Annotated in this window: 28 protein-coding genes and 1 pseudogene; 14 read left to right on the top strand and 15 right to left on the bottom strand. The window is 59.8% G+C overall.

The genetic code is table 11. From position 1 onward, the window contains the following. From QZR30_RS14990 to QZR30_RS14975, 4 genes are all read left to right on the top strand, one after another. A partial coding sequence (locus QZR30_RS14990; protein ID WP_311903571.1) for an RHS repeat domain-containing protein occupies nucleotides 1–931 on the top strand: 931 nt, incomplete at its 5' end. 2 nt (nucleotides 932–933) lie between these two features. After that, on the top strand, nucleotides 934–1,314 hold the full coding sequence (locus QZR30_RS14985) for a hypothetical protein (RefSeq protein ID WP_311903570.1): 381 nt from the start codon (nucleotides 934–936) through the stop codon (nucleotides 1,312–1,314). 21 nt (nucleotides 1,315–1,335) lie between these two features. Next, nucleotides 1,336–1,620, top strand: a complete 285-nt coding sequence (locus tag QZR30_RS14980) for a hypothetical protein (protein ID WP_081214446.1) — start codon at nucleotides 1,336–1,338, stop codon at nucleotides 1,618–1,620. Then, nucleotides 1,614–2,030 carry a hypothetical protein gene (locus QZR30_RS14975; protein WP_311903569.1) on the top strand — a complete coding sequence of 139 codons (417 nt, stop codon included), beginning with the start codon at nucleotides 1,614–1,616 and terminating at the stop codon, nucleotides 2,028–2,030. The genes QZR30_RS14980 and QZR30_RS14975 overlap by 7 nt, the downstream gene beginning before the upstream one ends. A gap of 228 nt (nucleotides 2,031–2,258) precedes the next feature. On the opposite strand, the gene QZR30_RS14970 is transcribed toward QZR30_RS14975, so the two are convergent. The 5 genes from QZR30_RS14970 to QZR30_RS14950 form a co-directional block, all read right to left on the bottom strand. Next, nucleotides 2,259–3,488, bottom strand: coding sequence for a M20/M25/M40 family metallo-hydrolase (locus QZR30_RS14970; RefSeq protein WP_311903568.1), 1,230 nt, complete (start codon nucleotides 3,486–3,488; stop codon nucleotides 2,259–2,261). A gap of 49 nt (nucleotides 3,489–3,537) precedes the next feature. Next, nucleotides 3,538–4,596 (bottom strand): diguanylate cyclase, encoded by a 1,059-nt coding sequence (locus tag QZR30_RS14965; protein WP_046068572.1) that lies wholly within the window; start codon nucleotides 4,594–4,596, stop codon nucleotides 3,538–3,540. Between the two features lie 78 nt (nucleotides 4,597–4,674). Further along, nucleotides 4,675–5,307, bottom strand: a complete 633-nt coding sequence (locus QZR30_RS14960; RefSeq protein ID WP_046068573.1) for a LysE family translocator — start codon at nucleotides 5,305–5,307, stop codon at nucleotides 4,675–4,677. A 68-nt stretch (nucleotides 5,308–5,375) separates the two neighbouring features. After that, nucleotides 5,376–6,245 carry a sugar phosphate isomerase/epimerase family protein gene (locus tag QZR30_RS14955; RefSeq protein WP_046068574.1) on the bottom strand — a complete coding sequence of 290 codons (870 nt, stop codon included), beginning with the start codon at nucleotides 6,243–6,245 and terminating at the stop codon, nucleotides 5,376–5,378. A 27-nt stretch (nucleotides 6,246–6,272) separates the two neighbouring features. After that, the gene (locus tag QZR30_RS14950) at nucleotides 6,273–6,455 is read right to left on the bottom strand and encodes a rubredoxin (RefSeq protein WP_046068575.1); all 183 of its coding nucleotides are present in this window, start codon (nucleotides 6,453–6,455) and stop codon (nucleotides 6,273–6,275) included. A gap of 158 nt (nucleotides 6,456–6,613) precedes the next feature. Between QZR30_RS14950 and QZR30_RS14945 the strand changes: the two genes are divergently transcribed. Then, entirely contained in the window at nucleotides 6,614–8,038 is a 1,425-nt protein-coding gene (locus tag QZR30_RS14945) for an aminotransferase-like domain-containing protein (protein ID WP_056846503.1), read from the top strand. A 19-nt stretch (nucleotides 8,039–8,057) separates the two neighbouring features. On the opposite strand, the gene QZR30_RS14940 is transcribed toward QZR30_RS14945, so the two are convergent. Beyond that, a complete protein-coding gene (locus tag QZR30_RS14940; protein ID WP_056846504.1) occupies nucleotides 8,058–8,528 on the bottom strand; it encodes an Lrp/AsnC family transcriptional regulator in 471 nt (156 codons plus the stop codon). 123 nt (nucleotides 8,529–8,651) lie between these two features. Here QZR30_RS14940 and QZR30_RS14935 point away from each other — a divergent pair, with 123 nt between their 5' ends. From QZR30_RS14935 to QZR30_RS14920, 4 genes and pseudogenes are all read left to right on the top strand, one after another. Beyond that, nucleotides 8,652–9,896: a methionine gamma-lyase gene (locus tag QZR30_RS14935; RefSeq protein WP_311903566.1), complete on the top strand. Its 1,245-nt coding sequence runs from the start codon at nucleotides 8,652–8,654 to the stop codon at nucleotides 9,894–9,896. Between the two features lie 228 nt (nucleotides 9,897–10,124). Then, a complete protein-coding gene (locus QZR30_RS14930) occupies nucleotides 10,125–10,796 on the top strand; it encodes a helix-turn-helix transcriptional regulator (protein WP_173664490.1) in 672 nt (223 codons plus the stop codon). A gap of 344 nt (nucleotides 10,797–11,140) precedes the next feature. Beyond that, on the top strand, nucleotides 11,141–11,392 hold the full coding sequence (locus QZR30_RS14925; RefSeq protein ID WP_068967386.1) for a DUF6124 family protein: 252 nt from the start codon (nucleotides 11,141–11,143) through the stop codon (nucleotides 11,390–11,392). A 156-nt stretch (nucleotides 11,393–11,548) separates the two neighbouring features. Then, nucleotides 11,549–11,692 (top strand): annotated as a pseudogene (locus QZR30_RS14920) (DUF6124 family protein); the annotation flags it as partial. A 54-nt stretch (nucleotides 11,693–11,746) separates the two neighbouring features. On the opposite strand, the gene QZR30_RS14915 reads toward QZR30_RS14920, so the two are convergent. The 3 genes from QZR30_RS14915 to QZR30_RS14905 are packed head-to-tail and all read right to left on the bottom strand — an operon-like array spanning nucleotide 11,747 to nucleotide 14,563. Further along, nucleotides 11,747–12,535, bottom strand: coding sequence for an ABC transporter ATP-binding protein (locus tag QZR30_RS14915; protein ID WP_056846507.1), 789 nt, complete (start codon nucleotides 12,533–12,535; stop codon nucleotides 11,747–11,749). Next, nucleotides 12,529–13,518 (bottom strand): ABC transporter permease, encoded by a 990-nt coding sequence (locus tag QZR30_RS14910; protein WP_056846508.1) that lies wholly within the window; start codon nucleotides 13,516–13,518, stop codon nucleotides 12,529–12,531. Before QZR30_RS14910 ends, QZR30_RS14915 begins: the two co-directional genes overlap by 7 nt. Further along, complete coding sequence (locus QZR30_RS14905; RefSeq protein WP_311903562.1) at nucleotides 13,505–14,563, bottom strand: ABC transporter substrate-binding protein; 1,059 nt, start codon at nucleotides 14,561–14,563, stop codon at nucleotides 13,505–13,507. Before QZR30_RS14905 ends, QZR30_RS14910 begins: the two co-directional genes overlap by 14 nt. A gap of 206 nt (nucleotides 14,564–14,769) precedes the next feature. On the opposite strand from QZR30_RS14905, the gene QZR30_RS14900 reads away from it, so the two are divergent. The 3 genes from QZR30_RS14900 (at nucleotide 14,770) to QZR30_RS14890 (ending at nucleotide 16,761) form a co-directional block, all read left to right on the top strand. Continuing rightward, nucleotides 14,770–15,714: an aliphatic sulfonate ABC transporter substrate-binding protein gene (locus tag QZR30_RS14900; protein ID WP_059398292.1), complete on the top strand. Its 945-nt coding sequence runs from the start codon at nucleotides 14,770–14,772 to the stop codon at nucleotides 15,712–15,714. A gap of 50 nt (nucleotides 15,715–15,764) precedes the next feature. After that, nucleotides 15,765–16,331, top strand: a complete 567-nt coding sequence (locus QZR30_RS14895; RefSeq protein ID WP_068967389.1) for a hypothetical protein — start codon at nucleotides 15,765–15,767, stop codon at nucleotides 16,329–16,331. Nucleotides 16,332–16,569: 238 nt separating this feature from the next. Further along, nucleotides 16,570–16,761, top strand: coding sequence for a hypothetical protein (locus tag QZR30_RS14890; RefSeq protein WP_046068586.1), 192 nt, complete (start codon nucleotides 16,570–16,572; stop codon nucleotides 16,759–16,761). Between the two features lie 92 nt (nucleotides 16,762–16,853). Here QZR30_RS14890 and QZR30_RS14885 read toward each other — a convergent pair whose 3' ends face one another. From QZR30_RS14885 to QZR30_RS14875, 3 genes are all read right to left on the bottom strand, one after another. After that, nucleotides 16,854–18,035, bottom strand: coding sequence for a sugar transporter (locus QZR30_RS14885; protein WP_046068587.1), 1,182 nt, complete (start codon nucleotides 18,033–18,035; stop codon nucleotides 16,854–16,856). A 111-nt stretch (nucleotides 18,036–18,146) separates the two neighbouring features. After that, entirely contained in the window at nucleotides 18,147–18,509 is a 363-nt protein-coding gene (locus QZR30_RS14880; RefSeq protein WP_059398289.1) for a hypothetical protein, read from the bottom strand. Between the two features lie 86 nt (nucleotides 18,510–18,595). After that, nucleotides 18,596–19,594, bottom strand: coding sequence for a bile acid:sodium symporter family protein (locus QZR30_RS14875; RefSeq protein WP_274354875.1), 999 nt, complete (start codon nucleotides 19,592–19,594; stop codon nucleotides 18,596–18,598). Nucleotides 19,595–19,679: 85 nt separating this feature from the next. On the opposite strand from QZR30_RS14875, the gene QZR30_RS14870 reads away from it, so the two are divergent. Both QZR30_RS14870 and QZR30_RS14865 read left to right on the top strand, forming a co-directional pair. Beyond that, nucleotides 19,680–20,468 (top strand): AraC family transcriptional regulator, encoded by a 789-nt coding sequence (locus tag QZR30_RS14870; protein WP_311903557.1) that lies wholly within the window; start codon nucleotides 19,680–19,682, stop codon nucleotides 20,466–20,468. 190 nt (nucleotides 20,469–20,658) lie between these two features. Continuing rightward, complete coding sequence (locus tag QZR30_RS14865; RefSeq protein WP_068967390.1) at nucleotides 20,659–21,090, top strand: hypothetical protein; 432 nt, start codon at nucleotides 20,659–20,661, stop codon at nucleotides 21,088–21,090. A 116-nt stretch (nucleotides 21,091–21,206) separates the two neighbouring features. Here the strand turns inward: QZR30_RS14865 and QZR30_RS14860 are convergent, their stop codons facing one another. From QZR30_RS14860 to QZR30_RS14850, 3 genes are all read right to left on the bottom strand, one after another. Next, a complete protein-coding gene (locus QZR30_RS14860; protein ID WP_056846518.1) occupies nucleotides 21,207–22,454 on the bottom strand; it encodes a zinc-dependent alcohol dehydrogenase in 1,248 nt (415 codons plus the stop codon). An 84-nt stretch (nucleotides 22,455–22,538) separates the two neighbouring features. Beyond that, nucleotides 22,539–23,657, bottom strand: a complete 1,119-nt coding sequence (locus QZR30_RS14855) for a carboxylate-amine ligase (RefSeq protein WP_046068593.1) — start codon at nucleotides 23,655–23,657, stop codon at nucleotides 22,539–22,541. A 5-nt stretch (nucleotides 23,658–23,662) separates the two neighbouring features. Beyond that, complete coding sequence (locus QZR30_RS14850) at nucleotides 23,663–24,607, bottom strand: class I SAM-dependent methyltransferase (RefSeq protein ID WP_311903554.1); 945 nt, start codon at nucleotides 24,605–24,607, stop codon at nucleotides 23,663–23,665. Nucleotides 24,608–24,613: the final 6 nt, after the last annotated feature.

The raw sequence follows: 24,613 nt of genomic DNA, 5'->3' as shown, positions 1-24,613 counted from the left end.
TATCTACGAGCCCGGCAGCTTCCGCCCACTGGCACTGCTGGAAGGCTTCGGCCCAAAAGCCACAACGGCCTACCACTACCAGCTCGACCACCTCGGCACACCGCAAGAACTCACCACGCCCGAAGGCGAAATCGTCTGGTCCGCCCACTACCGCGCCTACGGCCAGATCGCCCGGCTCGACGTAGGCAAGATCGACAATCCGTTGCGCTTTCAAGGGCAGTATTTCGATCAGGAAAGCGGCCTGCACTACAACCGCCATCGCTACTACAATCCGGATATTGGTCGTTACCTGACGCCGGACCCGGTGAAGTTGGCGGGTGGGGTCAATGGGTACCAATACGCGCCCAATCCGACAGGCTGGATAGACCCGCTGGGCTTGAATACATGCCCAGATGAGAGCGGATGTAAACCCAGCGCTAGTGTTAAGAACCCTACCGCGAGTATTAGCCACGGGGAACCGGCCTTACCGCAACTGCCCCGCTCGCAGCGACAGGCGCGAATTGATGAGCTTGCAGAGGCAAACGCATATAGACGGTTAGACGAGCTTGAAAAAGCAACACCCGGAGCACACTTTTTAGAAAAACACGGAAAGCAGACGACACTAGCGTCACAACTAGAACGTCTACAGACGGCTAAAAACCCAACAACAGGAATAATCGAATATTTCACATCAGGGCGAAGAACGGGAGAACCAAAATACCCGCCTGCTGCTACTCACTTCTTAAGTCATAGAGATCAATTGAATGCTATATATCGCGCTCAGCTAATCTTCAGAAGAAGCGGACACGCCCAATCTATGGAGCCAATACATATGGGAAAAATTATAGGTGAGGGGTATTCTGGCACCGAAATGCAATACAGCCAACAATCGAAGGCACGAGTAATATTAAATAGAGATGGCAAACCCAAAACAGCCTATACGGAATTATGAAGATGAAAACCAAAACACCTAGCATGTCAATAATTCGCGGCCTGCTATTCACTTATGACATTGAGAACACTGATGATTTAAAAAGGGAGGAGCGGATCGCGTCTGTAGACGCAAATGACGAAAAAGAGCTCGCCGAACTTTTTAATGATCTGACCAAGCCAGAATTTCTGATGTATACGAGACTAGAGCAAGACTGGTTTATTGCCTCAATTGAACACTTTTTAGCAAAAAACGACAGCTTCGATGATGTATTCAAAACAATGACAACTTACTTTAGCACTGAGATAGTTGACCAACGAAAATTCATGAGCGTGCTATTACGCTGCTTGCAGCACTACAAGCTAGAAACCGATGCGAGCGGATGCTCCCAAACAAATAAATAACCCACTAGAAAGGAAAACCCTATGCAGCTAAGCACCCAGTTTAAAAGTTATCGAGCTCAATTCGCTGTCCTAAATGAAGCAACCACAAGAGCAGAACGTAATCTACCTCCTTTTACAGGAGAGGATTATTATGGCAATCCAATCGTCCGAATCGAAATGCAGGGTTGCGGAAGAGGATACATACCTAACCCTGCTGACCTGAACAATCCAATATTTGATGAAAATATGGATACAGCGATCGCAAAGTTTGATCGTGAAACAAAAAAACTTTATACCGTATTCCCTGTGAGCAACGACCAATGCTGAAACACCCTTTCCTGAATATACCGTACGCACCAAAACTTCGGCATTTCCTAGGCCCGTTCGATATTTATGATCGCGAAGAAACTTTAGGTAAAGAACTTGCATATTACGATGTAAACATTGACATCGACCGAACACAATTAATCAAAAAATATATAATTGAGAAATTCTCAGACTTAAGTTATCGGCATCGTAAAATCCTATGCGATACATTGGAGGCAGCACTTAGCGATAAAACCTATGATTTTTCGCAATTATTTAGACAGGCTCCTGGCTATTATTGCAACCTGCCTTGGGGATGGAGTGAAATGGACAATCCAAGAGGCTTTTTCGAAGAGATTTACAGATTAACTAATGAGTGGTGGAAAGAAGATCTCCAAAAAGCCAGCCTCGAAGACCCTGCCACATGGTGACCACCAGTATTGAATACACCAAATATCCAATGTGGGAGGGGGCTTGCCCCCGATAGCAGGGGCTCAGTCAATGCATGTGCAAGCTGACCCACCGCCATCGGGGGTAAGCCCCCTCCCACATTTGGATTGAGGCATATCAGGTAAATATCCGGCGGCTGAGATATCGCCACTGCTGCGAGCCAAGCCCCTCCCACATTTATATCCTTCGTTCCGTAATCCCGGATCTGATCAGCGCTTGGCCAGTTCCATAATCATCCGGCTCAACAAATACACCCGCGGCACCACACTCTCCACCTCGGCATATTCCTCCGGTGTGTGAATATTCCCGCCCACTATCCCAAACCCATCCAACGTCGGCGTACCTACCCCGGCCGACAAACTCGCATCCGCCGCGCCGCCGCTGCCTTCGATGGTCAACTTGCGTCCCAGCTCACCATAAATACCCTGGGCAATCGCCACCAATTTATCCGACTCGGCCGTCTGCGGCATGGGGGGCAAGCCGCGTTGCAGGCTGGTCTTCACGTCGGTTTCGGGGATCAACTTGTTGACTGAAACCCGGGCCAGGTCCTTTTCGATTCGGTCAAATTCCTCCGGCAAGGCGGCGCGTACGTCGGCCTTGGCGGTGGCTTGGTCGGGGATCACATTGGTGCGGTCACCGGCCTTGAGCACGGTGAAGTTGATGGTGGTTTTCTTGTCTTCATCGCCCAGCTTGCCCAGTTGCAGGATCTGGTGCGCGGCTTCCATGGCGGCGTTGCGTCCCAGTTCCGGGGCGACGCCGGCGTGGGCGGCCTTGCCTTTGACTTCGACCACGGCGGTGGCGCTGCCTTTGCGCCACACCACCAGGCCGTCGGCTGGGCGGCCGGGTTCGAGGTTGAGGGTTACGTCGTGGCCCTTGGCGGTGCTGCGGATCAGCTCGGAGGCGGCTTCGGAGCCGGTTTCTTCGCTGGCGTCGAGCAGGAAGGTGATTTGCGCGTAGTCCTTGAAGCCCTGGTTCTTCAGGACCTTAAGTGCGTAGATGCCGGCGACGATGCCGCCCTTGTCATCCATTACGCCGGGGCCATAGGCGCGGCCGTCCTTGATGTGGAACGGGCGCTCGGCGGCCGAGCCTTCCTTGAACACGGTGTCCATGTGGGCCATCAGCAGGATTTTGGCCTTGCCTGTGCCCTTGAGCGTGGCGATCACATGGCTGTTGTTGGCGGCTTTGTCCGGCACCAGTTCAATGCTGAAACCCAACTGTTTCAACTCGTCCACTGCAATATCGCGCACTTGGGTCAGGCCCGGCTCGTAGCCTGAACCTGAATCGATGTTCACCAGGCGTTCGAGCAGTTTCAGGGCCTCGGCCTTGTACTGTTCGGCATCAGCCTGGACCTGCTTGTGGGGTTCGGCACTGTAGGCCGGCAGGGCGAAGGAAAAGGCCAGGGTGGCGGCCAGGAGGGTACGCGGGAAAGTGAAGAGCATGGACCGATCCTTGTTTTTTTGTTGGAAGGCGCGCCAATACCCTACCCCACTAGACCGAGCGCAACCAACTCCCCTGCCCTGCGCTCACGCGGTTGCGCCCGCTGCTCTTGGCTTCGTACAACGCCTGGTCGGCATCGTTGAGCCAACTGATGGCGTCGGCATGGGCCGGCTGATAAAGCGCCAGGCCGATGCTCAAGCTGACGCGCAGCGCCGGGTCCTGAGTGTAGGCCAAGGCGTTGAAGCGATCGCGCAGCGCCTCCATGACCTCAGTGGCACGGTTGAGCGGCATGTCAGGCAGGATCACACAGAACTCATCACCACCGTAACGTCCGGCCAGGTCGGTGGTGCGCAGGTTCTGGCGCAGCACCTTGCTCAACTGGCGCAGCACGATATCGCCGGTAACATGGCCGTAGGTGTCGTTGATGGTCTTGAAATGGTCGATGTCGATCAGGGCGATGGCTGCACCAGCCGGGCCTCGGCGGCAGCGTTGGAATTCAATGTCCAGGTGGTCTTTCCAGGCCCCGTGGTTGAGCAGGCCGGACAGGCTGTCGGTGCGGCTCAGGGCCAGCAGTTCGCGTTTGTGGCGGGCCAGGGTTACCGCCTGGCGGTAGCAGATCCAGCCCAGGGCCATGGGATACAGCATCAGGATCGGCAGGCAGGCATACACCTGGGCCTGGGTGGTCACGGCGATGAACGCCGGGGCGAATATCAGCAGCGCCGTGCCCAGCCCCAGCGCCTGTGCCACCCAGCCGACGAACATGAAGCGCGGGCCGCCGATGGCAACGTTGTTCATGCTCATCATCGACAAGGTGGTGACGCTGGGCAGCGGGTTGAAGTGCATCGCGCCGACCCAGAAGCCACCGCAGAAGGAGTCGAACAACAGGCTGCGGCGTTCACTGCGCAACGTGTGGGCCGCACGCAGGGAAATTTGAAGAGCCACATGCGGCCACACAAACGCGTTGATCAGCATCCAAACCCACACCCATACAGAGGGACTCAGCGGATACATGCCAAACGCGACGCAGATAAAGCCGAGCGTGAGCCCCAGGAGGCGTGATTTGTACAAGCGCGAAGCGAGCGGAAGTCCATTTCCTCCGACGGCTGGCATGATGGGGTGCGATCCTGGGTGAGTGTCTCGAGTCTATCAGGGCAGCGGCAAATCGCCACTACCGCTTAGAAGCTGACGTCAGTGTGAAAACCCACGCGCCAGCATCAACGCAACGCCCAACAGCAACACCGCGGTGATGCGCTGCAACAACACCCGCCGCTTGGGGTTTTCCAACACGTGCTTGATACGCTGGCCGAAATAGCAATACAGGCAGCCGCTGGCAAATTGCAGCAGCAGGAACGTCAGGCCGAGGATGGCGATATCCGCCGCTGAACTGTGCTCCCCCGACCCGGCGAACTGCGGGAACACCGCACTGAACATGATGATGGTCTTGGGGTTGGAAAACCCGGTCAACAGCCCTTTGCCGAACAGGCTGCGCGAACCCTCCACGGCGCCGGCGTTGTTGATCGCCACACCGCTGCTGGTCCACTGCTTGTAGGCCAGGTACAGGATGTAGGCCACGCCGACAAACTGGATGGTCTGGGTAATGGCGAGGTTGCCCTTGATCAACTCCGAGAAGCCGACGGCAAAGATCAGGATGGAAATCAGGTACGACACGCTGGCGCCGATCTGCGCCGGGATCGAACTGCGCAGCCCGTCCTTCAAGCCCAGGCTCAGCAACAGCAGGGTCATGGGGCCGGGGCTGAAGGTCATGGTGGCGCAAAACAGTAGGAAGTAGAGAAACGAAGACAGGGTTAACGCACTTGTCATGGCCAGGGACCTTGAGTGGATAGAAACAGCAACGGGGCGAGCGCCGCAAGCGCCCACCCCTGGGTCCGTCAGGCGACAGCGATTTCGGTCGTCAGGGATTCGCGGTACATCACCGCCAGGTCAGCCAGGGCTGCCTTGGCAGTCTGGTTACGGGTTTCGAAAGCCACCAAGCCCTTCCAGTTGGTCTCGACGATGGCCTGCATGACGTCGGCATAGTCACAGTTGCCGTCGTGAATGCCGAAATGCTGATCCTGCACGCCATTGTTGTTGCTGAAGGAAATGCCCTTGATCAGGTGGTGATACTTGCGCACCACTTCCGCCGGCAGGCCGTTCTCGATGTTGGCGTGGCCGGCATCGAGGAAAAAGTACAGATTGCTGTGGGCTTGCAGGCGCTCGAACACAAAGGCGTATTCCGCTTCATGGGTGAAGATGTAGTGGAACGGCCGGTAGTTGACGTAGTTGGACAGGTTTTCCAGGTAGATATCCGTGCCCTTGGCCTCGGCGTAAATCGCCAGTTCCTGCACCGACTTGAGGTAATGCTCCAGGGCGACCTTCTTGGCCATCAGCACCATTTTCGGTTCGACGATGCAACCGCCATGAATGATCAGTGGCGCGCCCAGGCGGCTGGCAATGTCGATTTCTTTCTTCACATATTCCACGGCTGCTGCACGGAACGCCTCGACGTCACTGGCCAGCGGCGCCTTGAAGTTGCCATGAAAGATCGGCTTGATGCCGGTGGCAGCGATTTGCGCCTGCAGACTTTCGATGCGTGCATCGGTCCAGTCGTCGACCATTTCGCCAAACAGGCTGCCGTCGATATACCAATGGGTGCAGTTGCCTTCAATGGCGGTTTCCAGGCCTTTCTCGGCGCCCAGGTATTTCTGGTGGGCTACACCGGTGCAGAACGGCACGGTGGCGTTGATCAGTTTGCTTTCCATGGATCGATTCCTTTCGTGGATGGAGCGTCAGGCTTCTAGAGGTTCGGGGAGCTCAATGGCCATGAAGTCGGCCTTGGTCACGCCGCAATCCGGGCATGTCCAGTCTTCAGGCACCTCTTCCCAAGGGGTGCCTGCGGGTATCCCGTCCTCCGGGATACCCAATTCTTCTACGTACATAAAACCGCAGGGAGCACACATATAAGTCTTCATGAGAATGCAGAATCCATTGCCCGCTTGTAGGAAACTTCGCCAACTCCTGGCGAGATGCCGCGCAGTCTAGGGGACTGGCATTGCACAAGGCAGGTAAAGTGATGCCTAATCCGGCCTAACTTCACCGGTAAAAGCACCAGCAAAGACAAGGAAGGTTCATGTTTGTATCGGCTATCGCCTTTGTGGATGGCACCCCCAAGGTGCAACAGATCGTCGAGGCGTTCAGCCAGGCCATCGAAAACGGCGAATGGGCACCGGGTAGCAAGTTGCCGTCGGTGCGTGAACTGACCCAGGTCCTGGGCGTCAGCAAGTTCACCCTCAACGAAGCGCTGGACCGCCTGCGCGGGCGCCACCTGCTCACCTCCAGCCAGGGTCGTGGGTATTTCGTGGCCATGGACAACGCCCGCCCGGCGTCGGTGACCTGGGTCGACCTGTTGCCCCAGGACCTGCTCAGCGTATTGCGCCGCCCCTTGGTCACCGCCAGTGGCGAGCTGCGTCCCGGTGGCGGGCACCTGCCGGAGGAATGGCTCAATGGCGAGGCAATTCGCCAGGCCATGCGCAGTGTGGTGCGCGCGCCGTCGTTGCGCATCGCCGGGCTGGGCACGCCGGCCGGGTTGCTGCCGTTGCGTCAGGCGTTGCAACAGAAGCTGCATGGCGAGGGCTTGTCAGTGCCGGTGGAGCAAATCATCACGACGCCCAATACCGTGCAGGGCCTGGACATGCTCATGCGCCTGCTCGCCCGGCCGGGCGATACCGTGCTGCTTGATGCGCCGTGCTATTTCAACTTCCACGCCAACCTGGCGCTGCACGGCGTCAAGGTCATCACTATCGAACGCCGCCCCGACGGCTTCGACTTCACCGCCCTCGAACACCTGCTCGCCGAACATCGCCCCAGCCTGTACCTGACCACCAGCGTGTTGCATAACCCCACCGGCCACTCCTTCAGCCCGAGCCAGGCGTTTCGCTTGCTGCAACTGACCCAGCAGTACCACTGCCATATCGTCGAGGATGACCTCTACGGCGACCTGCATCCCAACCCGCCACCGCGCCTGGCCGCCGTCGCCGGGCTGGACCAGGTTACCTACCTGTCGGGGTTCTCGAAGATCCTCAGCGCCAACACCCGGGTCAGCTACGTGGTGGCTGCACCGCAACTGGCCGCCAACCTGACCAACATGAAACTGATGAGCGGCGGCGTGACCTCCGAACTGTTCGAACAGATCGTCTACCGCATGCTCAGCGAAGGCAGCTACGCCAAGCATCGCAAGCGCATGGTGCAACGCCTGATTGAGGCTGGCGGGCGCGTCGAGCAATGGCTCAAGCGTTGCGGCTGCGAACTGCCGATGGCCTATGAAGGCGGGATGTTCATCTGGGCGCGCCTGCCGCCAGGGGTCAACGGTGAACTGCTGGCCCAGGAGGCATTGAAACGCAGCATGGTGCTCGCGCCCGGCGCGCTGTTTGGCTACGACCCGGCCCATCGCGACTCAATGCGCTTCAATGTGGCCCACAGTGATGAGCCGCGGGTGCAGCGGGTGTTTGAGGCGCTGTTATTGCATGGAGTTGCCCAGAGCAATTGCCGCGCATAAGCGTCGCCCAATGAACCTTTCACCCCGGCAGCGGAATCACTCGCAACGGCCGCACCGACTTATAGGAAAAGCTCGAGTAGATCTCCTTGACGCAGGGCAAGGTCTGCAAGACCTCACGGGCAAACTCGCCAAACGACTCCAGGTCCTTGGCCACTACTTCCAGCAAAAAGTCATAGCGCCCCGACACGTTATGGCACGCCACAATCTCGGGAATTTCCAACAGCCGCTGCTCGAACGCCCGGGCGATGTCCTGGGTGTGGCTGTCCATCATGATGCTGACAAAGGCCGTCACGCCGTAGCCCAGCGCCTTGGGTGAAAGGATCGCCTGATAGCCACTGATCACCCCGCTGTCTTCCAGCGCGCGCACCCTCCGCCAGCACGGTGAAGTGGTCAAGGCTACCCGCTCCGCCAGTTCGGCCACGGTCAGGCGGGCGTTGCCTTGCAATGCGTTTAACAGCGCTTTATCAGTACGGTCCAGCTTGATGGGCATAACGTGCCTCTAATCATTATTTTTATCGGTGTTTGATCCACAAACGCGGCTTTTCCCAACATTTTTTGCAAGGTTTATCTGCGGTTATGAGCATAGCATTGTAGGAAATAAGGAGCGCCCGACATGAACAATAAACACAACACATTCGGCTTTTCTACCCGCGCCATTCACCACGGCTATGACCCCCAAGACCACCACGGCGCCCTCGTACCGCCGATCTACCTGTCCGCCACTTTCGCTTTTCCCACCGCCGAATATGGCGCTGCCTGCTTCGCCGGTGAAGCCAGCGGCCACTTCTATACGCGCATTTCCAACCCGACCCTGGCCCTGCTGGAATCGCGCATGGCTACCCTGGAAAACGGCGAAGCCGCGGTGGCGTTCAGTTCCGGCATGGGCGCGATTGCCGCGACGTTCTGGACCCTGCTGCGCCCAGGCGATGAGATCATCGTCAGCCAGACCCTCTACGGCTGCACCTTCGCGCTGTTGCACCACGGCATCGGCGAGTTCGGCATTCAGGTGCGGCACGTCGACCTGACCGACCTGGCCGCCCTGGAAGCGGCGCTGTCGCCGGCGACCCGCATGATCTATTGCGAGACCCCGGCCAACCCCAACCTGCGCCTGATCGACATCGCCGCGGTGGCCAAGCTTGCCCACCGCCAGCCGAATATCACCCTGGTGGTGGATAACACCTACTGCACGCCGTACCTGCAACGTCCGCTGGAGTTGGGCGCGGATGTGGTGGTGCACTCAGCCACCAAATACCTCAGCGGCCATGGCGACATCACCGCAGGCATTGCCGTGAGCAGTCATGCCCTGGCGCAGCGCATTCGCCTGCAAGGGCTCAAGGACCTGACCGGTGCAGTGATGTCACCCCAGGACGCGTCGTTGCTGATGCGCGGCCTCAAGACACTGGCCCTGCGCATGGACCGCCATTGCAGCAGCGCCCAGGCAGTAGCCGAAGCCTTGCAGGCGCACCCGGCGGTGCAATGGGTGACCTACCCTGGGCTGCGGTCTTTCCCGCAGTACGCGCTGGCGAAACGACAGATGAAGCTGCCCGGCGGCATGATTGCCTTTGAACTCAAGGGCGGCATCGAGATGGGCCGGCGCTTCATGAACGCATTGCGCCTGTTCACCCGCGCAGTGAGCCTGGGGGATGCCGAGTCGCTGGCCCAACACCCGGCGAGCATGACCCATTCCACCTACACCCCCGAGGAACGGGCGCAGCACGGTATCAGCGAAGGCTTGGTGCGTTTATCGGTGGGGCTTGAGGATATCGCGGACCTGCTGGCGGACGTGCACCAGGCCCTGGCCAAGTGCAGCCGCCCCTGCATGCGCCCTGCCGCAACAGCAGCCCACGTCCTGAGATAACGCCTCATCAGGCGTTGTTCTTTCCTGCAAGCGGTGGTCGAACTTATCGCTCGTCGCTATAGGATTTAATCTGTTTTTTTTGGTTGGAATCCCCTTCCCTTCGCCAGCCTGTACTAGCATGGGTCTCGGCGGGAAGTATTATCACTGCGGGTTATTCATATTGGTCATCTTGTTAAACCCCGTCGCTATATGGCTGGATGCCCGCGCTCGATACTCATGGACGAATTGATGAACTCACACCTGTTCCCCCATATAGGCAAGGTCATCGCCAGCACCGGCAGCCGCCATTTTCCACGCATGCTGCATGATCTTATCCTCACCCAATTGGCAGTGGATGCCACCCATATCACCCAGCTGCGGGTCAGCAGCAAAGGCCACAGCCGCCGCAAGATCAGCCCGGTCTACACCGACTCGGTGGCGACCCTGGGGCCTGAGCAACCTGCGGCACAACTGCACCTCACACGGCGCAAGGACGATGTGCGCTACGTGCTGTCGGTGTACCGCTCACACCCATCCGAGAGTTTTTCCGCGCAAGAGCGCAGCATGCTGCAGGACTTCTCCACGATGTTGCTGCCCATGGTGGAAAAGCACATCACCGCGATCCAGCCGTGCCGCCAGGACAATGGGCCGCCAGTGCCGCAAAACCAGGGCATCGACACCCTGCGCCGACGCATCCAGGAGCGCCTGGTGCAGTCGGGGCTGAGCCTGTCCAAGCGTGAATTGGAAGTATGCGTGGGCCTGCTGGCCGGCCGCACCGCGCCGGAACTGGCCGAGCAAATGGCGCTGAAGGTCAACACCATCGAAAGCTACCTCAAGCGCGCGGCGATCAAGCTGGGCATCAGCGGTCGGCATTCGTTGTTGCGGTGGATGTACGCCACAGACGACAACACAAGCTTTTAATCCCACATTTGGTCTGTGTCGCCTGCTCGACATGCATTGTTAAAGGCCAGCAATCCATATCCCTTTAATTTGCAGGACGTTTCCTAGACAATCCTTCGGGCTTGCGCCTGCTCAATCCACTGGCTGGCTAGCCTTTGCTTCGTCGCTGCACATCAGCGATCGGGTGTGAGATCCCGTGTATGAGCAGGCACCATGCGCTACAACCGTCTATGGCGGCTATGTGCGGGCAGACTTCGGTCTGGCCGGGTCCTGCTTTCCGGTATCTCACCCCGCACATAGCTGCCACCTTTTGACGTGTGAGATCGGCAAAAGAATGGCTCCCAATCCAAGCAGGAGCTTCACCCATGAGCAAAGTTGTCCCCGATCCACCCTATTCCGTTTTTGTTGCCCACGAAGACCTGAGCTTCGAAGACGCGATCGCCAGCATTTCCTCGCTGCTACGCTGCGCCACCACCACCGCCACCGAAACCGCCGAGGGCCTCAAAGGCACCCAACGCGACATGGCCTGCTCCACCACCCACTTGATCGACATGGCCCGCACCCTCGCCGACCGCGCACTGGATTGCCTGCAAACCAAACCTACCAACACCCCATAACCCCCTCCCACATTTGGCCTGTGTCGCCTGTTCGACATGCATTGTTAAAGGCCAGCAATCCATATCCCTTTAATTTGCAGGACGTTTCCTAGACAATCCTTCGGCCTTGCGCCTGCTCAATCCACTGGCTAGCCTTCGCTTCGTCGCTGCGCCACCACCACCGCCACCGAAACCGCCGAGGGCCTCAAAGGCACCCAACGCGACATGGCCTGCTCCACCGCCCACTTGATCGACATGGCCCGCACCCTCGCCGACCGCGCACTGGATTGCCTGCAAACCAAACCTACCAACACCCCATAACCCCTGTGGGAGGGGGCTTGCTCCCTCCCACATTTTGTGTCCCGGGCTGACCGGCTACCAATCGCCCCCCAACCCCAACAACCCCAAAATGCTGCGCCGCAAATCCACCAGATAAGGATCATCCCGATGCCTGGGATACGGTCGCTCAATCGTCAACTGCGCCTGAACCTTGGCTGGCCGATCGCTGAACACAACCACCCGGTTGGCCAACAGCAGCGCCTCTTCTACATCATGGGTCACCAGCAACGCCGTATACCCCTGGCGCTGCCACAGCCCAATCAACTCCTTTTGCATGGTGATTCGCGTCAGGGAGTCCAGCTTGCCCAGTGGCTCATCAAGAATCAGCAGCCGCGGCTCATTGACCAGTGCACGGGCCAGGGCCACCCGTTGCGCCATGCCGCCGGAGAGTTGGCGCGGGTAAGCCCGGGCAAACTGGCTGAGGCCGACTTTCTCCAGGGCCTGGTCGACCTTCGCCGCATGGCCCTTGAGCAAGCCCTGGGCCTCCAGGCCCACCGCGACGTTGTCCCACACCCGTCGCCACGGGTAGAGCGTGGGGTCCTGGAACACCACCACGCGGCTGGGGTCGGGGCCGGTGATGGGCTGCCCGTCGGCCAGCAACCTGCCGCTGTCCGCCGGCTCAAGCCCGGCCACCAGGCGCAGCAAGGTGGATTTTCCACACCCGGACGGGCCCAGCAACGCGACGAACTCTCCCGCTGTCACGTCCAACGAGACCCGTTCCAGCACCGGCAAGTGCTGGCCGTCCAAGGCAAAGCCGTGGCTGAGGTTTTCAATGCTCAGCGCCAACCCTGTCGATGCCGCTGCTGTTGGTGCGAGGGCTACCATTTCATCGTTCCTTTCTGCCAGGCAAGCAACCGGTCACGCACCAGGAACAGCCCGGTGATCAACCCCGAACAGGCCAGGGCCATGATCAACAATGCAGCGTACATATTCGCGTAGGCCGCCCAGCCCTGGGCCCATTGCAGGTAAAAGCCGATGCCGGACTTGACCCCCATCATTTCCGCCACCACCAAGGTTGAGAATGAGGCGCCCAAGCCCATGAACAGGCCGACAAACACATGGGGCATCGCCGCCGGAATCGCCACTTTGAAGATCAGGAAACCGGGCTTGGCGCCGAGGGTGCGGGCCACGTCGTAATAAGCTTTATCGACACTAGCCACCCCCGACCAGGTCAGCACCGTGACCGGAAACCAGGTAGCCAAGGCGATTAGAAACACGCTGGCGCTCCAACTGCTGGGAAACAGGAAAAAACACAGTGGCAACAGCGCCGTGGAAGGCACCGGGCCGAGGATGCGCAGCACCGGGTGCAGCCAATAGCCGATGCGCGTGGACCAACCAATGGCCACGCCGGCGATAAACCCCGTCGCCGCGCCAAGGGCCACGCCCGAGCCCAGCAGCAATGCCGAGTGCAGCAGGCTGTCGGCCAAGCGCGGGTAGTCTTCGATATACACCGCCAGCAGGGCCTGGGGCGGCGCGAAGAACGGCACCGGTAACAGCGCAAGCTTGGCCGTGAGCAGTTCCCAAAGACCCAGCAGCAGCGGCAACGCAATCAGCCAGGGCGTGGCATTGCGCAGGCGCAGCGCCAATGTCGACAGCCTGCGCCCCAACAGGCTCAAGGTACTGAACACCACGGCCACGCCCACGCAGAAATTGGCCAAGCCTTGGGTCATCGGCCAGTGGCGTGTCGCGTTGGGCCAATAGCTGATCAGCAGCGCGACGGCCACCCAGGCTGCTACGACGGCTGCGCCGTGCCAGCCGAGCTTGAAGGCCAGGGGTGGGTTGAGGGTGCTGGCGTCAACTGAAGACATCGGCGGTGATCTCCTTGGCGAATTCTACCGGGTCGGTGCCTTTGCTGATCACCTCCACGGTTTTCAGGTCGGTCACATAGGTGGTGATTTCCTCAGTCAGCGCTGCGCCCACCGCGTGGTGGCCGTGGGTGTGATCGTGGAGAATCGCCTGCACTTCTTCGGTAGAGGTGTTCAGTGCAAAAGCCTGGAAGCCTTTGGCCACGGCTTCTGGGTGTTGCACGGAATAATCATGGGCTTCGAGGATCGCCTGGGTCAGGGCCGCGACCACGCGCTTGTCCTCGCGCACCAACTTGCCGGTGACGCCGACCACGCAGCAACTGAGGTTGGCGTATTCCTCCACCAGGTTAGTGGACAGCTCGCGTGCCACGCCGGACTTGATCAGGCGGTACATGAACGGATCACTGCCGCTGACCGCCTGCACTTCGCCACGCTCCAAGGCGGTGCCCAACAAGTCGGCCGGGTACAGGCGCCATTCCACATCGCGCACCGGATCGACCCCATGCTTTTTCAGTAGGATCGAAAAGAAATTGCGATCCGGGCTGGCCATGTCGGTGACGCCAATGGCCTTTCCCTTTAGGTCTTCCAGCTTGCTCACGCTGCCGCTTGCCGCACTGAGCAAGCGCAGGCAACCACCGTGGGTGCCGGCGGTGAGCTTCACGTCGAAGCCCTGTTCCAGAGCCTTGAGCCAACGCAGCGCCATGCCCACCCCAGCGTCGGCCTTGCCGGTGGCGATGGCTTCGAGCAATACCTCGGTGGAGTTACCGAAGTTGACCAGTTCCACGTCGAGGTTGTGCTGAGTGAAGAAGCCCTCGCCGTGGGCGATCACCACCGGCGCCAGGCACACCGCGTTGAGATTGACTGCCAATTTCAACTTGCGCGGTGCATCGAGGCGGATGAACTCACCGGTGCCGGCAGGTTCCTGGGGGATGTTGTGGCCGGCGTGTGCGTCGCCAGCAAAGGCCAGGCGCGGCAGCGTCAGGCTGGCCAGGGTCAGGCCAGCCATGCCGAGCAGACGGCGACGGGTTAAAGGGTCGAAGGCAGCCATGCACGATATCCTTGTTTATACGCAGATTGATTGTGATTTTATTATATTAATGACTGGTTATTATGATAGAAACATATAACTCTATGGATATGCCAGATTCAGCAAAAGCCGAAAAAAGCGCCTTAAGCTCAGATCGAAAGAGTATTTATCGAATGGTTTTCAGAACCTTATGCTTCGGTTCATTTTGTTGAAAAATCGAGCGCCTTATGACCCTTCGCCACCCTCTCGCCGCTGTATTAGGATTGCTGGCTTTTGCTGTCGCTGTAAGTGCCCAGGCTCAGGAAACCCTGCGCATCGGCTACCAGAAATCCTCGACCCTGATCACCTTGCTGAAAACCCAGGGCACCCTGGAAAAAGCTCTCAAGGCCAACCACGTCGACGTCAGTTGGCATGAGTTCCCCAGCGGCCTGCCCTTGCTCGAAGCGCTGAACGTCGGCAACGTGGATATCAGCGCCGATGTGGCCGATACCGTGCCGATCTTCGCCCAGGCCGCCCAAGCCCAGCTCACCTACTTCGCCCAGGAAGCGCCCTCGCCCGCGGCCCAGGCCATCGTTGTACGCAAGGACTCGTCAATCCAGCAGTTGGCGGACCTCAAAGGCAAGAAAATCGCCGTGACCAAAGCCGCCGGCACTCACTATTTATTGATCGCCGCGTTGAACAAAGCCGGCCTGGCGTTTGCCGATATCCAGCCAGCCTATCTGTCCCCCGCTGACGGCCGCGCCGCCTTTGAAAACAACAAGGTGGATGCATGGGTCACCTGGGAGCCTTTCCTCACCAGTGTGCAGCGGCAACTGCCCACACGCACCCTGGCGGACGGCGCCGGGTTGGCGAGCTACAAGCGTTATTACCTGACAGGCACGCCTTACGCCCAGGCTCATCCCGAGGTGTTGAAGGTGGTATACGCGCAGTTGGAACAAGCCGGTCAATGGGTCAAGGCCCATCCGCAGGACGCGGCAAAAGTGCTCGGGCCGTTATGGGGAAACCTGGATGCAGCGACGGTGGAAGCTGCCAATGCGCACCGCAGCTACCAGGTGCAGCCGGTGACACTCGAGCAACTGGGGGAGCAGCAGAAGATTGCCGATGCGTTCTTCAAGGCGGGGCTGTTGCCCAAAGCGGTGGATGCCAAGGCAGTACAGACCTGGCAACCCTAAGGTAAACAAGGCCGGCGGGAAGTGGTACAAAAGGAGCCCTGCCCCTTTTCCTGGAGAGCACCGCCATAATCTCCATCACATCCCTGCGTTGTTGTTCACGGGTCAGGTCCGACAGGCTGCTGGACAAACATGACCGCAACGATGTGCACATCAGCCTGCTCGCCCCGCAAGCGGAACTGCGGGTCCGCCCACGGTTCTACGAGCCCGAGGTGCACAGCATGCTGGCGCCCTTGGGCCCGCTGTTCGATGCCGTAGGCGTGGCCTTTGTGCAAGGGGCCGCCGGTGACGTGGCCTATACCGCTACCGATGAGCGGGGTCACTTCGCCGCCATGTCCTGCCAACACGCCATCGCCCTGGGCCGCTACGCCGGCAACAACGTCGCCGCCGACCTGATCGGCGTGGCGCCGATGGCCTACAGCCAACCCAAATACGTGACCTGCCTCGACCTCGGCGCCTGGGGCGCGGTGTACACCGAAGGCTGGGACCGCCAGCTGAAACTGGTGGGCCAGGAGGCCAAGGCACTCAAGCAGCAGATCAACAGTGTGTGGATCTACCCACCGGCGGCAGATCGGGCAGTGGCGCTGGCGGCGGCGGATCCGTTGATTGCGGTGGCATGAGGCAATTTGTCCGCTAAGAGATGGCTCCAGATCGTCAACCTTGCTTGATCACTCACCCCTGCATAACGCTAAATCAATATGCCTATATAATTAAAAGATCTAAATAACTGTCAATTTTGACAGTGCAAACCCACGCTGCCCTTATCTATCTTTAAGTTGCCTCAATACTTAAACACGTGTTGATGACTCAGATTGAATGCGCTTTTCTTCAACCAAGTTTTATATAAGGAAGACTGATATGGCACTGGTAGAAAATTACAACGGCTATGAGATACATGAAGGCCTGACAGGAGGGCATTGGGAAGGTGATAACCTGGTTGGTCAAGTCAAGGCTTACACTTACCAAAAAAATGGCGAAACCAGTACACTGACTTACTATAGTGTAGATAGAGTCAAGGAGATAATTAAGAGCGGCCAAGCTCAATTTTGATGCACCGAGCGAAATGGGTTGATATTCCAAATCCGTCGCAGGGAATTTGATCTATTGATGAATCTCCTGCGACTATTAGATAGGCACCGTCCTTACTTCTCTACACCCTGACCAAACCGCCGAATCGCCAGGCAATACCCCACCAGCGCCAGCGCCGCCAGCAACCCGCCCGCCGCGCCGATCCAGGCGAAGCCGAAGTGGCTGCCGACCCAACTGCCCATCAACGCGCCACCGCCGATGCCGATGTTGTAGATACCGGAGAACATCGCCATGGCCACGTCGGTGGCGTCCGGTGCCAGTACCAGCACCTTGGATTGCATGGCCAGGCCAAAGCCCATGATCGCCATGCCCCAGAAAATGCTCAGCACCACCAGGTAAGACTCGGCGCCGCTCAACGGCAGCATCAAGGCCAGGCACGCGGCGAGGATGAACACTGCGCCGACCACGAACAGGTGCGGGTTGAAGCGATGCACCAGGCTGAACAACAACGAACCAATAATGCCGGCACCACCGAACACCAAGAGGATCAACGTCACCGCACTGCCGCCCAGCCCGGCGACGCCTTCGACGAAGGGTTCGATATAGCTGTAGGCGGTGAATTGTGCGGTGACTGTCATCGCGGTCAGCACGTAGAGCGCGACCAGTGCCGGACGCTTGAACAGCAACGGCAGGCTACGCAGCGAGCCGGAGTTTTGGCTGGGCAGCGGCGGCAAGGTGCGCGCCAGCCAGAACACCAGGGCCGCGGCGAACGCGGCGATCACCAGGAAGGTGGTGCGCCAGCCCATGGCCTCGCCGAGCAGGCGGCCCAAGGGAATGCCGAGCACCATCGCCAGGGACGTACCCGTGGCCAACAAGCCAAGGGCCTGCACCTGCTTGCCTTGCGGCGCCAGGCGTACCGCCAGCGAAGCGGTGATCGACCAGAACAGCGCGTGGGCCAAGGCAATGCCGATGCGACTGACCATCAGCAGGCCGAAGCTGGTGGCGACGCTGGAGAGGATATGGCTGGCGATAAACAGGCCGAACAGTACGATGAGTAGTTTGCGCCGTTCGACGTTACGGGTCAGCAGCATCACCGGCAGCGAGGTCAGGGACACGATCCAGGCATAGATGGTGAGCATCAGGCCGACGCTGGCCACGGGCATGTCGAAGCTGGCACCGATGGCGCTGAGCAACCCGACAGGTACGAATTCGGTGGTATTGAACACAAACGCGGCCAGCGCCAGGGCGATGACCGGTTGCCAATTGGCTTGGGGGGTTGCGGCTGAAAGGCTCATTGACGGGCGCGGTACTCTGGCGATGGTCAGGCGCCGCCCAGGACAAGCGCCGCCGCCGAGCATTCTATAGGTTTCTCGGGCGGCTGTTGAGGCGGATCGTCGCCCCGGGAGCTATGGCGAAGTCATGGTAATCACGTAGTTGCCCGACTCGATGGGCTTACCGGCATTGTCCACCAGCAGATAGCGCTGGTCGTAATAGCGCCCCTCGCCACTGTCCGCCACCAGCCGTACATGGGCGGCATTGACGCTGGCCACTGGCTCAACACTACGCACATCTAAGCGGCTGCCGCGACTGACACTGGCGCAACCGGTCAGCTCCATCACCGAACCGCTGCGCGCATTTGTCGCACAGCCCGACTCGACGATGGCGCCAGTGAACCTGAGGGTGCCCTGCCCAACCGTCTGCGCAGCGCCGCAGGTGCTTGCCCATAGGCAAAGGAGGCTCGTCATTACCGAAAAACGACCAACGTTCATGCCGACACTCCTTCTTGGGTTAGTAAGAAGTTAGTCGTCGGCGCGGCGGTTAACTTGAGTTTATTTGCCTGAGAATGAGCGGTGGATCACGGATCCACCTGCCCCATCAACTCAGGAATACTCTCCGGGCGCTGGGCATAACGCTGGGCCAGCGCCGCACACACCATCAACTGGATCTGGTGGAACAGCATCAACGGCAAGATCAACACGCCCATGCTCGCCCCGGCGAACAGCACCTGAGCCATGGGCACACCGGTGGCCAGGCTTTTCTTCGAGCCGCAGAACAGGATGGTGATGCGGTCTTCCTGGTTAAAGCCAAATGCCTTGCTCAGCAACGTGGACGCCACCAGCACCAACGCGAGCAATACGCAGCAGGCCACCACCAGACCGCCCAGTTGCCACAACGGGATCTGGTGCCAGATGCCTTCGGTGACCGCTTCGCTGAACGCGCCGTAGACCACCAGCAGGATCGAGCCCTGGTCGACGAATTTCAGCCAGGCTTTATTGCGACCGACCCAGTCACCGATCCAGCGGCGGGCGATTTGCCCGGCTATGAATGGCAGCAGCAACTGCACGCTGATCTTCAAGATCGCGTCGACCGTGGAGCCGCTGTCCCCCTGCACATTGAGCAGCAGCGCCACCAACAACGGCGTCAGGAAAATTCCGAACAGGCTCGAAGCCGCCGCGCTGCAAATCGCCGCCGGGATATTGCCGCGAGCCAGTGACGTAAAGGCAATCGCCGACTGCACAGTAGCCGGCAACGCGCAGAGGTAGAGCATGCCCATGTACAAATCTTTGCCAACCAGCGGCGACAGCACCGGCTTGAGCGCCAGGCCCAGCAACGGGAACAGCACGAAGGTCAGGCTGAACACCAGCAGGTGCAAGCGCCAGTGACCGGCACCGGCAACGATGGCCTGGCGTGACAGCTTGGCGCCGTGCAGGAAAAACAGCAGCGCGATGGCCAGGTTGGTGACCCAGCCGAAGGCCACGGCGGTCTGGCCGCTGGCCGGTAGCAGGGAGGCAAGGATCACTGTGGCGATCAGGGTCAGGGTGAAGTTATCGGGTAGAAAGCGCGGGCGGGTCATAAGCAAGTCTTCCAGGGGTTGCCAAGAGCGTCGTGGCGACTCTAACGTAACCACCTGTTACCGACTAACGCCAATGAGCCAGTAAATGTCGCCTAAAGGACATGAAAAAGCCGTGCGACGCAGTGTTCCCGGGCTTTCCAGCCTGCCACGGCCGGTGTATGGGCGTACTGAATCCTTGCCCAATCGGGCGCTGACACGACGGCACAGTCACCCGTGGGTGCAGTTGTCCTATGCGATTTCCGGGGTGCTGGAGATCCAGACCAGCGTCGGCCGCTTCGTCGCGCCGCCGCAACGTGCAGTGTGGATCCCGGCGGGCATGCCCCATCGGGTGTTCAGTTCGCCCCATACGGAAATGCGCAGTTTGTACCTCGATTGCAGCGTCACTGCCTGGGCGGCCGAGCGTTGCCAGGTGCTGGAAGTGAGCAGCCTGCTACGCGAGTTGATCCGCAGTTTCAGCGAAGTGCCGGTGGAATATGCCAAGGACGGGCCCGATGGACGCCTGGCCCAGGTGCTGCTCGACCAACTCGCCGCCGCGCCCCAGGTTGACCTGATGTTGCCGTTGCCCCATGACCCACGGCTGCGGCAGATCTATCGCAGCCTGAGCCAGCGCCCGGAGCAGCAGACCACACTGGGGGATTGGAGCGCCAGGCTGGGGGTCAGCGAAAAGACCCTAAGCCGCGTGTTTCTGAGTGACACCGGGCTGACGTTCCGCGCATGGCGCCAGCGCCTGCGACTGCTGAGCGCCCTGCCCGCCCTGGAACGGGGTGAGCGGGTGACGGATGTGGCGTTGGGATGTGGGTATGAATCGACGTCGGCATTTATCAATGCATTTCGCCAGCAGTTTGAGACGACACCTGGTGAGTTTTTCCGCTGATCCTTTGGGGCTGTGAGGATCAAAATGTGGGAGGGCATTTCATGTCTAGAATGGGGTTGGCCGCCTGCGCTCCATGGGGCCCGGACAGAATATCGGGATCTATTGTCATGCAAATAACCCACAAACCCGCGCTCGGCTGGTATTGTGCCGCGCTTTGAAATACCGCTACTGACCTGCGAGGAAATGGACGTTGAACACTGACGAAAAAATGACCGGGGACCTGTTTGAGGTCGATAAGCGCCTGTCACTCAAGCCCGTGGTGGACTTCAACGCTTACCTGCGCAGCGCCTTCGGTGATGGCCCGTGCACCTGCGTGCGTTGCGCTGCCAGCGGTGGTGATGAAAGCGGCTATGAATTCCAGCACACGTTCACCTTCGACGGTAAGCCGATGCACCGTCGCTTTGCTTCGACAGCGGGCAGTGATGTGTTGATGGCATTGAAAAAGGCGTGGTTGTCGTACACCAAGGTCGAACTGCCGCTCAGCGGCGTGCTGGCGCTGGAGATGGTGAAGGAGTTTGTCGAGCCGCAGTTGCACAAGCGCCTGGCGCCGTTGTTCGTGGCCAGCGGGCTGGTCAAGGATGTGGACGGCGAGTTGCGCATTCAGCCCCAAGCCATGGCCTGACACTGTAAATGTGGGAGGGGGCTTGCTCCCGATGGCGGCGTGTCAGTCAACCAATGTATTGGCTGACACACTGCTATCGGGAGCAAGCCCCCTCCCACATTTGTACCGGGTACTTTCTAGAAACCGGGCACGCCCTGCACGCGCAACTCAGGGGTCAGTTCCTCTTCCAGCGGCTCGGTCAGCGGCCGATCACTGATCCCCGGCAGCAGGATCACCTTGCGGCACTCTTCCTCGGCTTTATCAAACAGTGCATAGCCCCGCGCAGCCTGTTCCAGGGACAGCCGATGGGTGACGATCGCCTCGGGGTTCAGGTGCCCCAGTTCGATATGCTCCAACAGTTCGGGTAAAAAGCGCTGCACATGGGTCTGGCCCATCTTGAAGGTCAGGCCCTTGTCGAAGGCATCACCGAACATGAAGCCATGGATAAACCCGGCATACACCCCGGCTACGCTGACCACGCCACCGCGGCGCACGGCAGCGATGCACTGGCGCAGGGCCTTGCCGCTGCTGCCTTCGATCTTGAGGGTGGTGAGGATGGTTTCCGTGGTGCTGCCCTTGGCTTCGAAACCTACCGCATCCACCACGCCATCGACGCCACGCATGCCGGCGGTCTGGCGGATGATGGTATCGGCCGGGTCATCGTCTTCTTCGAAGTTGATCGGGATCACACCGTACATCTTCTGCGCATAGGCCAGCCGGTACGGATGGTCGTCGACCATGAAGATCTGCCCGGCCCCCAGCATTTGCGCACACGCCGCACTGAGCAGGCCCACAGGGCCGGCGCCATAGATCGCCACGCTGGAGCCCTTGCCGATACCGGCATTGGTCACCGCCTGCCAGGCGGTGGGCAGGATATCGGAGAGGAACAGTACCTTTTCATCGGCCAGGGTGCCCGGCACCTTGAACGGCCCGGTGTTGGCTTTGGGCACCCGAACCAACTCTGCCTGGCCGCCGGGAATGCCGCCATACAGACGGCTATAGCCGAACAGCGCCGCGCCCGGTGGAATGGCTTTTTTATTCAGGATCGCCCCGCGCCCGTCGTTGGTGGTTTCGCAGGCGGCGTATTGCTGGAGCTGGCAGAAAAAGCAATCGCCACAGGCAATCACGAACGGAATCACCACGCGGTCGCCACGCTGCACCGCGGTGACCGCCGGGCCGGTTTCTTCGACAATGCCCATGAATTCATGGCCGAAGATGTCGCCGTGTTCCACGGTGGGGATCTTGCCGCGGTACAGGTGCAGGTCCGAGCCGCAGATGGCCGTGGCGGTTACACGCAGAATGATATCGTCGGGTTGTTCAATGGTCGGATCGGGCACGGTGTCGACCTGCACCTTGTGTGCGCCCTGGTAAGTCATCGCTCGCATGCTCTGCGCTCCTGCCGTTGAGGGGTTACTAATTAAGGGCGGCGCAAGTGCGTCAGTGTTCCTTCCACCTGGTGCAGCACCCGATCAGTGGTCGCCCCTGCCCTGGGCCAGCAACTGGTCGACCACATAGCGCAGGCACTCGAGGTCATCGGCACCCTCGGCCCGTGCCTGGGTGTACCAGTGCAATTGTTCGGTCGCGCTATTGCCGCGCCGCAGCAGTGCTTGCAGGGAATCGAACAGCTGCGCCTCGCCCATGGCTTCGGCGGTGGCGGCAAAGGTCTGTCGGGCGCATTGCAGCCATTGCTCAGCGCTGCCCATGGCACCCGTGTCGTCCAACGCAAACCGGCCCGCTGCGCCGTAGCGTTTCGCCTGCCAGCGGTTTTCCTTGAGCAGCCAACGCGCTTGGGCGCTGAATTCGGCGCCGGGGCGCTCCAGGGTGCAGGCGTGGGTGACCATCACCCGAAACAGCGTGGCAAGGGCCAGGGCATCCGCCAGCCGTGGGCAGGCGTCAGTCATGCGCAGCTCAAGGGTCGGGTAACGCGCTGCCGGGCGAATGCCCCACCAGCCGTTGCCGTCGGCCTTGATTGCGCCCATACGCTGCAGCAAAGCAAGGTAGCGCAGGTACTCGTTCCAATCGGCAAAATGTTCGGGCACGCCCATGCGCGGCCACTCATCACAAGCCGCCTGGCGGTAACTCATGAAGCCGCTGGGCGCGCCGTCCCAAAACGGCGACGAGCAACTGAGCAGCAACAACAATGGCAGCCATGGCGACACCTGGTTCATCACGGCGATGCGGTCCAGGCTTTGCGGGACCTGCACATGCACGTGCAGCCCACACAACACACTGCGCCGCGCCACATACTGGATATCGTCGAACAGTTGCTGGAAATGCACCTGTGGGGTTGGCCGCTGCATGCGCCAATCGGCCAGGGGATGGCTGCCGGCACACACGACACCGAGGCCGAATTCGCTCAGGGCATCGGCCAGGCTGCCGCGCACTGTCGCCAGGTAATCCACCGCTTCGCCGCTGGTGGTGAAGACTGGTGAGGCGGCCTCGATCTGCCCCTGGAACATCTCATAGGCGAAGCCCCCGCCAATCGCCTCACGGCAGGCCGCCAGCACCGCCGCCGAGGGTTCGGCAAGCATGCAGCGGGTGTGCAGATCGGTGAGCAGATATTCCTCTTCGATACCAAAGGTGAGCATGGACGTCAGCGCAGCCGAGTGACAGTAAGCGCGACCACGGCGATGCGCTCCACACCTTCGTACCCCGGTTTGTCGAGTTCTTCGCCAAAAACGTCGGGGTCCAATTCACGGTAGGTCCAGCCATAGGCATCGTTGGCCAACAGCGGCTTGACCGCTTCCAGGAACGGATCGCCACCCGCCACCAGCGCCACGCCGGTGTAGAGCACCAGGCTGCCGCCAAGGGCCAGGCGCCCGACGGACTCGCTGACGATGCGCACCGACAACTGCTCGCCCAACGCGCCGCCGCCATGGCGATAGGCGCGCTGGCAATCGTCATTCATGTACGGAGGGTTGGCGACGATCAGGTCGAATTCACCCTCGACGCTGGCCAGCACATCGCTGTGATAGACGCTGACGTTATTCAGCCCGGCCAGCTCGGCATTCACCGCAGTCATTCGCAGGGCGCGGGGGTTGATATCCACCGCCAGCACCTCGGCGTCATGCCGCGCGCGGGCAACTACCAGGGCGCCGACGCCGGCTCCACAGCCGATATCCACGGCGCGCTTGAGCGGCTCGAATCGCTGTTGCAAATGGGCTTCGATCACTTGGGCAAAACGGTAGCTGTCGGGGCCGAAAAATACCGCATCCGCTTGCACGGTGGGGTATGGCGAATGGGCAAACAGCAGCCCATCGAGGCTCGACCAACGCACCGTGCTGCGCCATAAAGAATCGTGTTTTTCGATCGCCCCGGCTTGCAGCAACTCTTCGCGAAACGCCTCCGGCAACAGCTCATTGTCAAACGGCATCGACCAGCCGAACACGTCACGCATATTCATCGCCAGCGGCGTCGCCAATCGCCGATAGACACGCTCGTGGGTCAGGGGCGTCGGCGTGATAAAACGATAACCGCTTTCCTTCAACCCTCGGCCCAGGTTCAGCAAGGCGCGATCAGCCAATTGTTGTGCAGACATGAGCAG

Source organism: Pseudomonas sp. rhizo25 (assembly GCF_031931935.1).
Classification (GTDB): Bacteria; Pseudomonadota; Gammaproteobacteria; order Pseudomonadales; family Pseudomonadaceae; genus Aquipseudomonas; species Aquipseudomonas synxantha.
The sequence above is the reverse complement of the archived record's forward strand: the minus strand, read 5'-3'. Positions and strand labels throughout refer to the sequence as shown.

Excerpts from the sequence above, each read along its gene's own strand:
- QZR30_RS14985 (WP_311903570.1), top strand. The coding sequence starts at position 934 with ATGAAAACCAAAACACCTAGCATGTCAATAATTCGCGGCCTGCTATTC.
- QZR30_RS14980 (WP_081214446.1), top strand. The coding sequence starts at position 1,336 with ATGCAGCTAAGCACCCAGTTTAAAAGTTATCGAGCTCAATTCGCTGTC.
- QZR30_RS14975 (WP_311903569.1), top strand. The coding sequence starts at position 1,614 with ATGCTGAAACACCCTTTCCTGAATATACCGTACGCACCAAAACTTCGG.
- QZR30_RS14970 (WP_311903568.1), bottom strand. The coding sequence starts at position 3,488 with ATGCTCTTCACTTTCCCGCGTACCCTCCTGGCCGCCACCCTGGCCTTT.
- QZR30_RS14965 (WP_046068572.1), bottom strand. The coding sequence starts at position 4,596 with ATGCCAGCCGTCGGAGGAAATGGACTTCCGCTCGCTTCGCGCTTGTAC.
- QZR30_RS14960 (WP_046068573.1), bottom strand. The coding sequence starts at position 5,307 with ATGACAAGTGCGTTAACCCTGTCTTCGTTTCTCTACTTCCTACTGTTT.
- QZR30_RS14955 (WP_046068574.1), bottom strand. The coding sequence starts at position 6,245 with ATGGAAAGCAAACTGATCAACGCCACCGTGCCGTTCTGCACCGGTGTA.
- QZR30_RS14950 (WP_046068575.1), bottom strand. The coding sequence starts at position 6,455 with ATGAAGACTTATATGTGTGCTCCCTGCGGTTTTATGTACGTAGAAGAA.
- QZR30_RS14945 (WP_056846503.1), top strand. The coding sequence starts at position 6,614 with ATGTTTGTATCGGCTATCGCCTTTGTGGATGGCACCCCCAAGGTGCAA.
- QZR30_RS14940 (WP_056846504.1), bottom strand. The coding sequence starts at position 8,528 with ATGCCCATCAAGCTGGACCGTACTGATAAAGCGCTGTTAAACGCATTG.
- QZR30_RS14935 (WP_311903566.1), top strand. The coding sequence starts at position 8,652 with ATGAACAATAAACACAACACATTCGGCTTTTCTACCCGCGCCATTCAC.
- QZR30_RS14930 (WP_173664490.1), top strand. The coding sequence starts at position 10,125 with ATGAACTCACACCTGTTCCCCCATATAGGCAAGGTCATCGCCAGCACC.
- QZR30_RS14925 (WP_068967386.1), top strand. The coding sequence starts at position 11,141 with ATGAGCAAAGTTGTCCCCGATCCACCCTATTCCGTTTTTGTTGCCCAC.
- QZR30_RS14915 (WP_056846507.1), bottom strand. The coding sequence starts at position 12,535 with ATGGTAGCCCTCGCACCAACAGCAGCGGCATCGACAGGGTTGGCGCTG.
- QZR30_RS14910 (WP_056846508.1), bottom strand. The coding sequence starts at position 13,518 with ATGTCTTCAGTTGACGCCAGCACCCTCAACCCACCCCTGGCCTTCAAG.
- QZR30_RS14905 (WP_311903562.1), bottom strand. The coding sequence starts at position 14,563 with ATGGCTGCCTTCGACCCTTTAACCCGTCGCCGTCTGCTCGGCATGGCT.
- QZR30_RS14900 (WP_059398292.1), top strand. The coding sequence starts at position 14,770 with ATGACCCTTCGCCACCCTCTCGCCGCTGTATTAGGATTGCTGGCTTTT.
- QZR30_RS14890 (WP_046068586.1), top strand. The coding sequence starts at position 16,570 with ATGGCACTGGTAGAAAATTACAACGGCTATGAGATACATGAAGGCCTG.
- QZR30_RS14885 (WP_046068587.1), bottom strand. The coding sequence starts at position 18,035 with ATGAGCCTTTCAGCCGCAACCCCCCAAGCCAATTGGCAACCGGTCATC.
- QZR30_RS14880 (WP_059398289.1), bottom strand. The coding sequence starts at position 18,509 with ATGAACGTTGGTCGTTTTTCGGTAATGACGAGCCTCCTTTGCCTATGG.
- QZR30_RS14875 (WP_274354875.1), bottom strand. The coding sequence starts at position 19,594 with ATGACCCGCCCGCGCTTTCTACCCGATAACTTCACCCTGACCCTGATC.
- QZR30_RS14870 (WP_311903557.1), top strand. The coding sequence starts at position 19,680 with ATGTCGCCTAAAGGACATGAAAAAGCCGTGCGACGCAGTGTTCCCGGG.
- QZR30_RS14860 (WP_056846518.1), bottom strand. The coding sequence starts at position 22,454 with ATGCGAGCGATGACTTACCAGGGCGCACACAAGGTGCAGGTCGACACC.
- QZR30_RS14855 (WP_046068593.1), bottom strand. The coding sequence starts at position 23,657 with ATGCTCACCTTTGGTATCGAAGAGGAATATCTGCTCACCGATCTGCAC.
- QZR30_RS14850 (WP_311903554.1), bottom strand. The coding sequence starts at position 24,607 with ATGTCTGCACAACAATTGGCTGATCGCGCCTTGCTGAACCTGGGCCGA.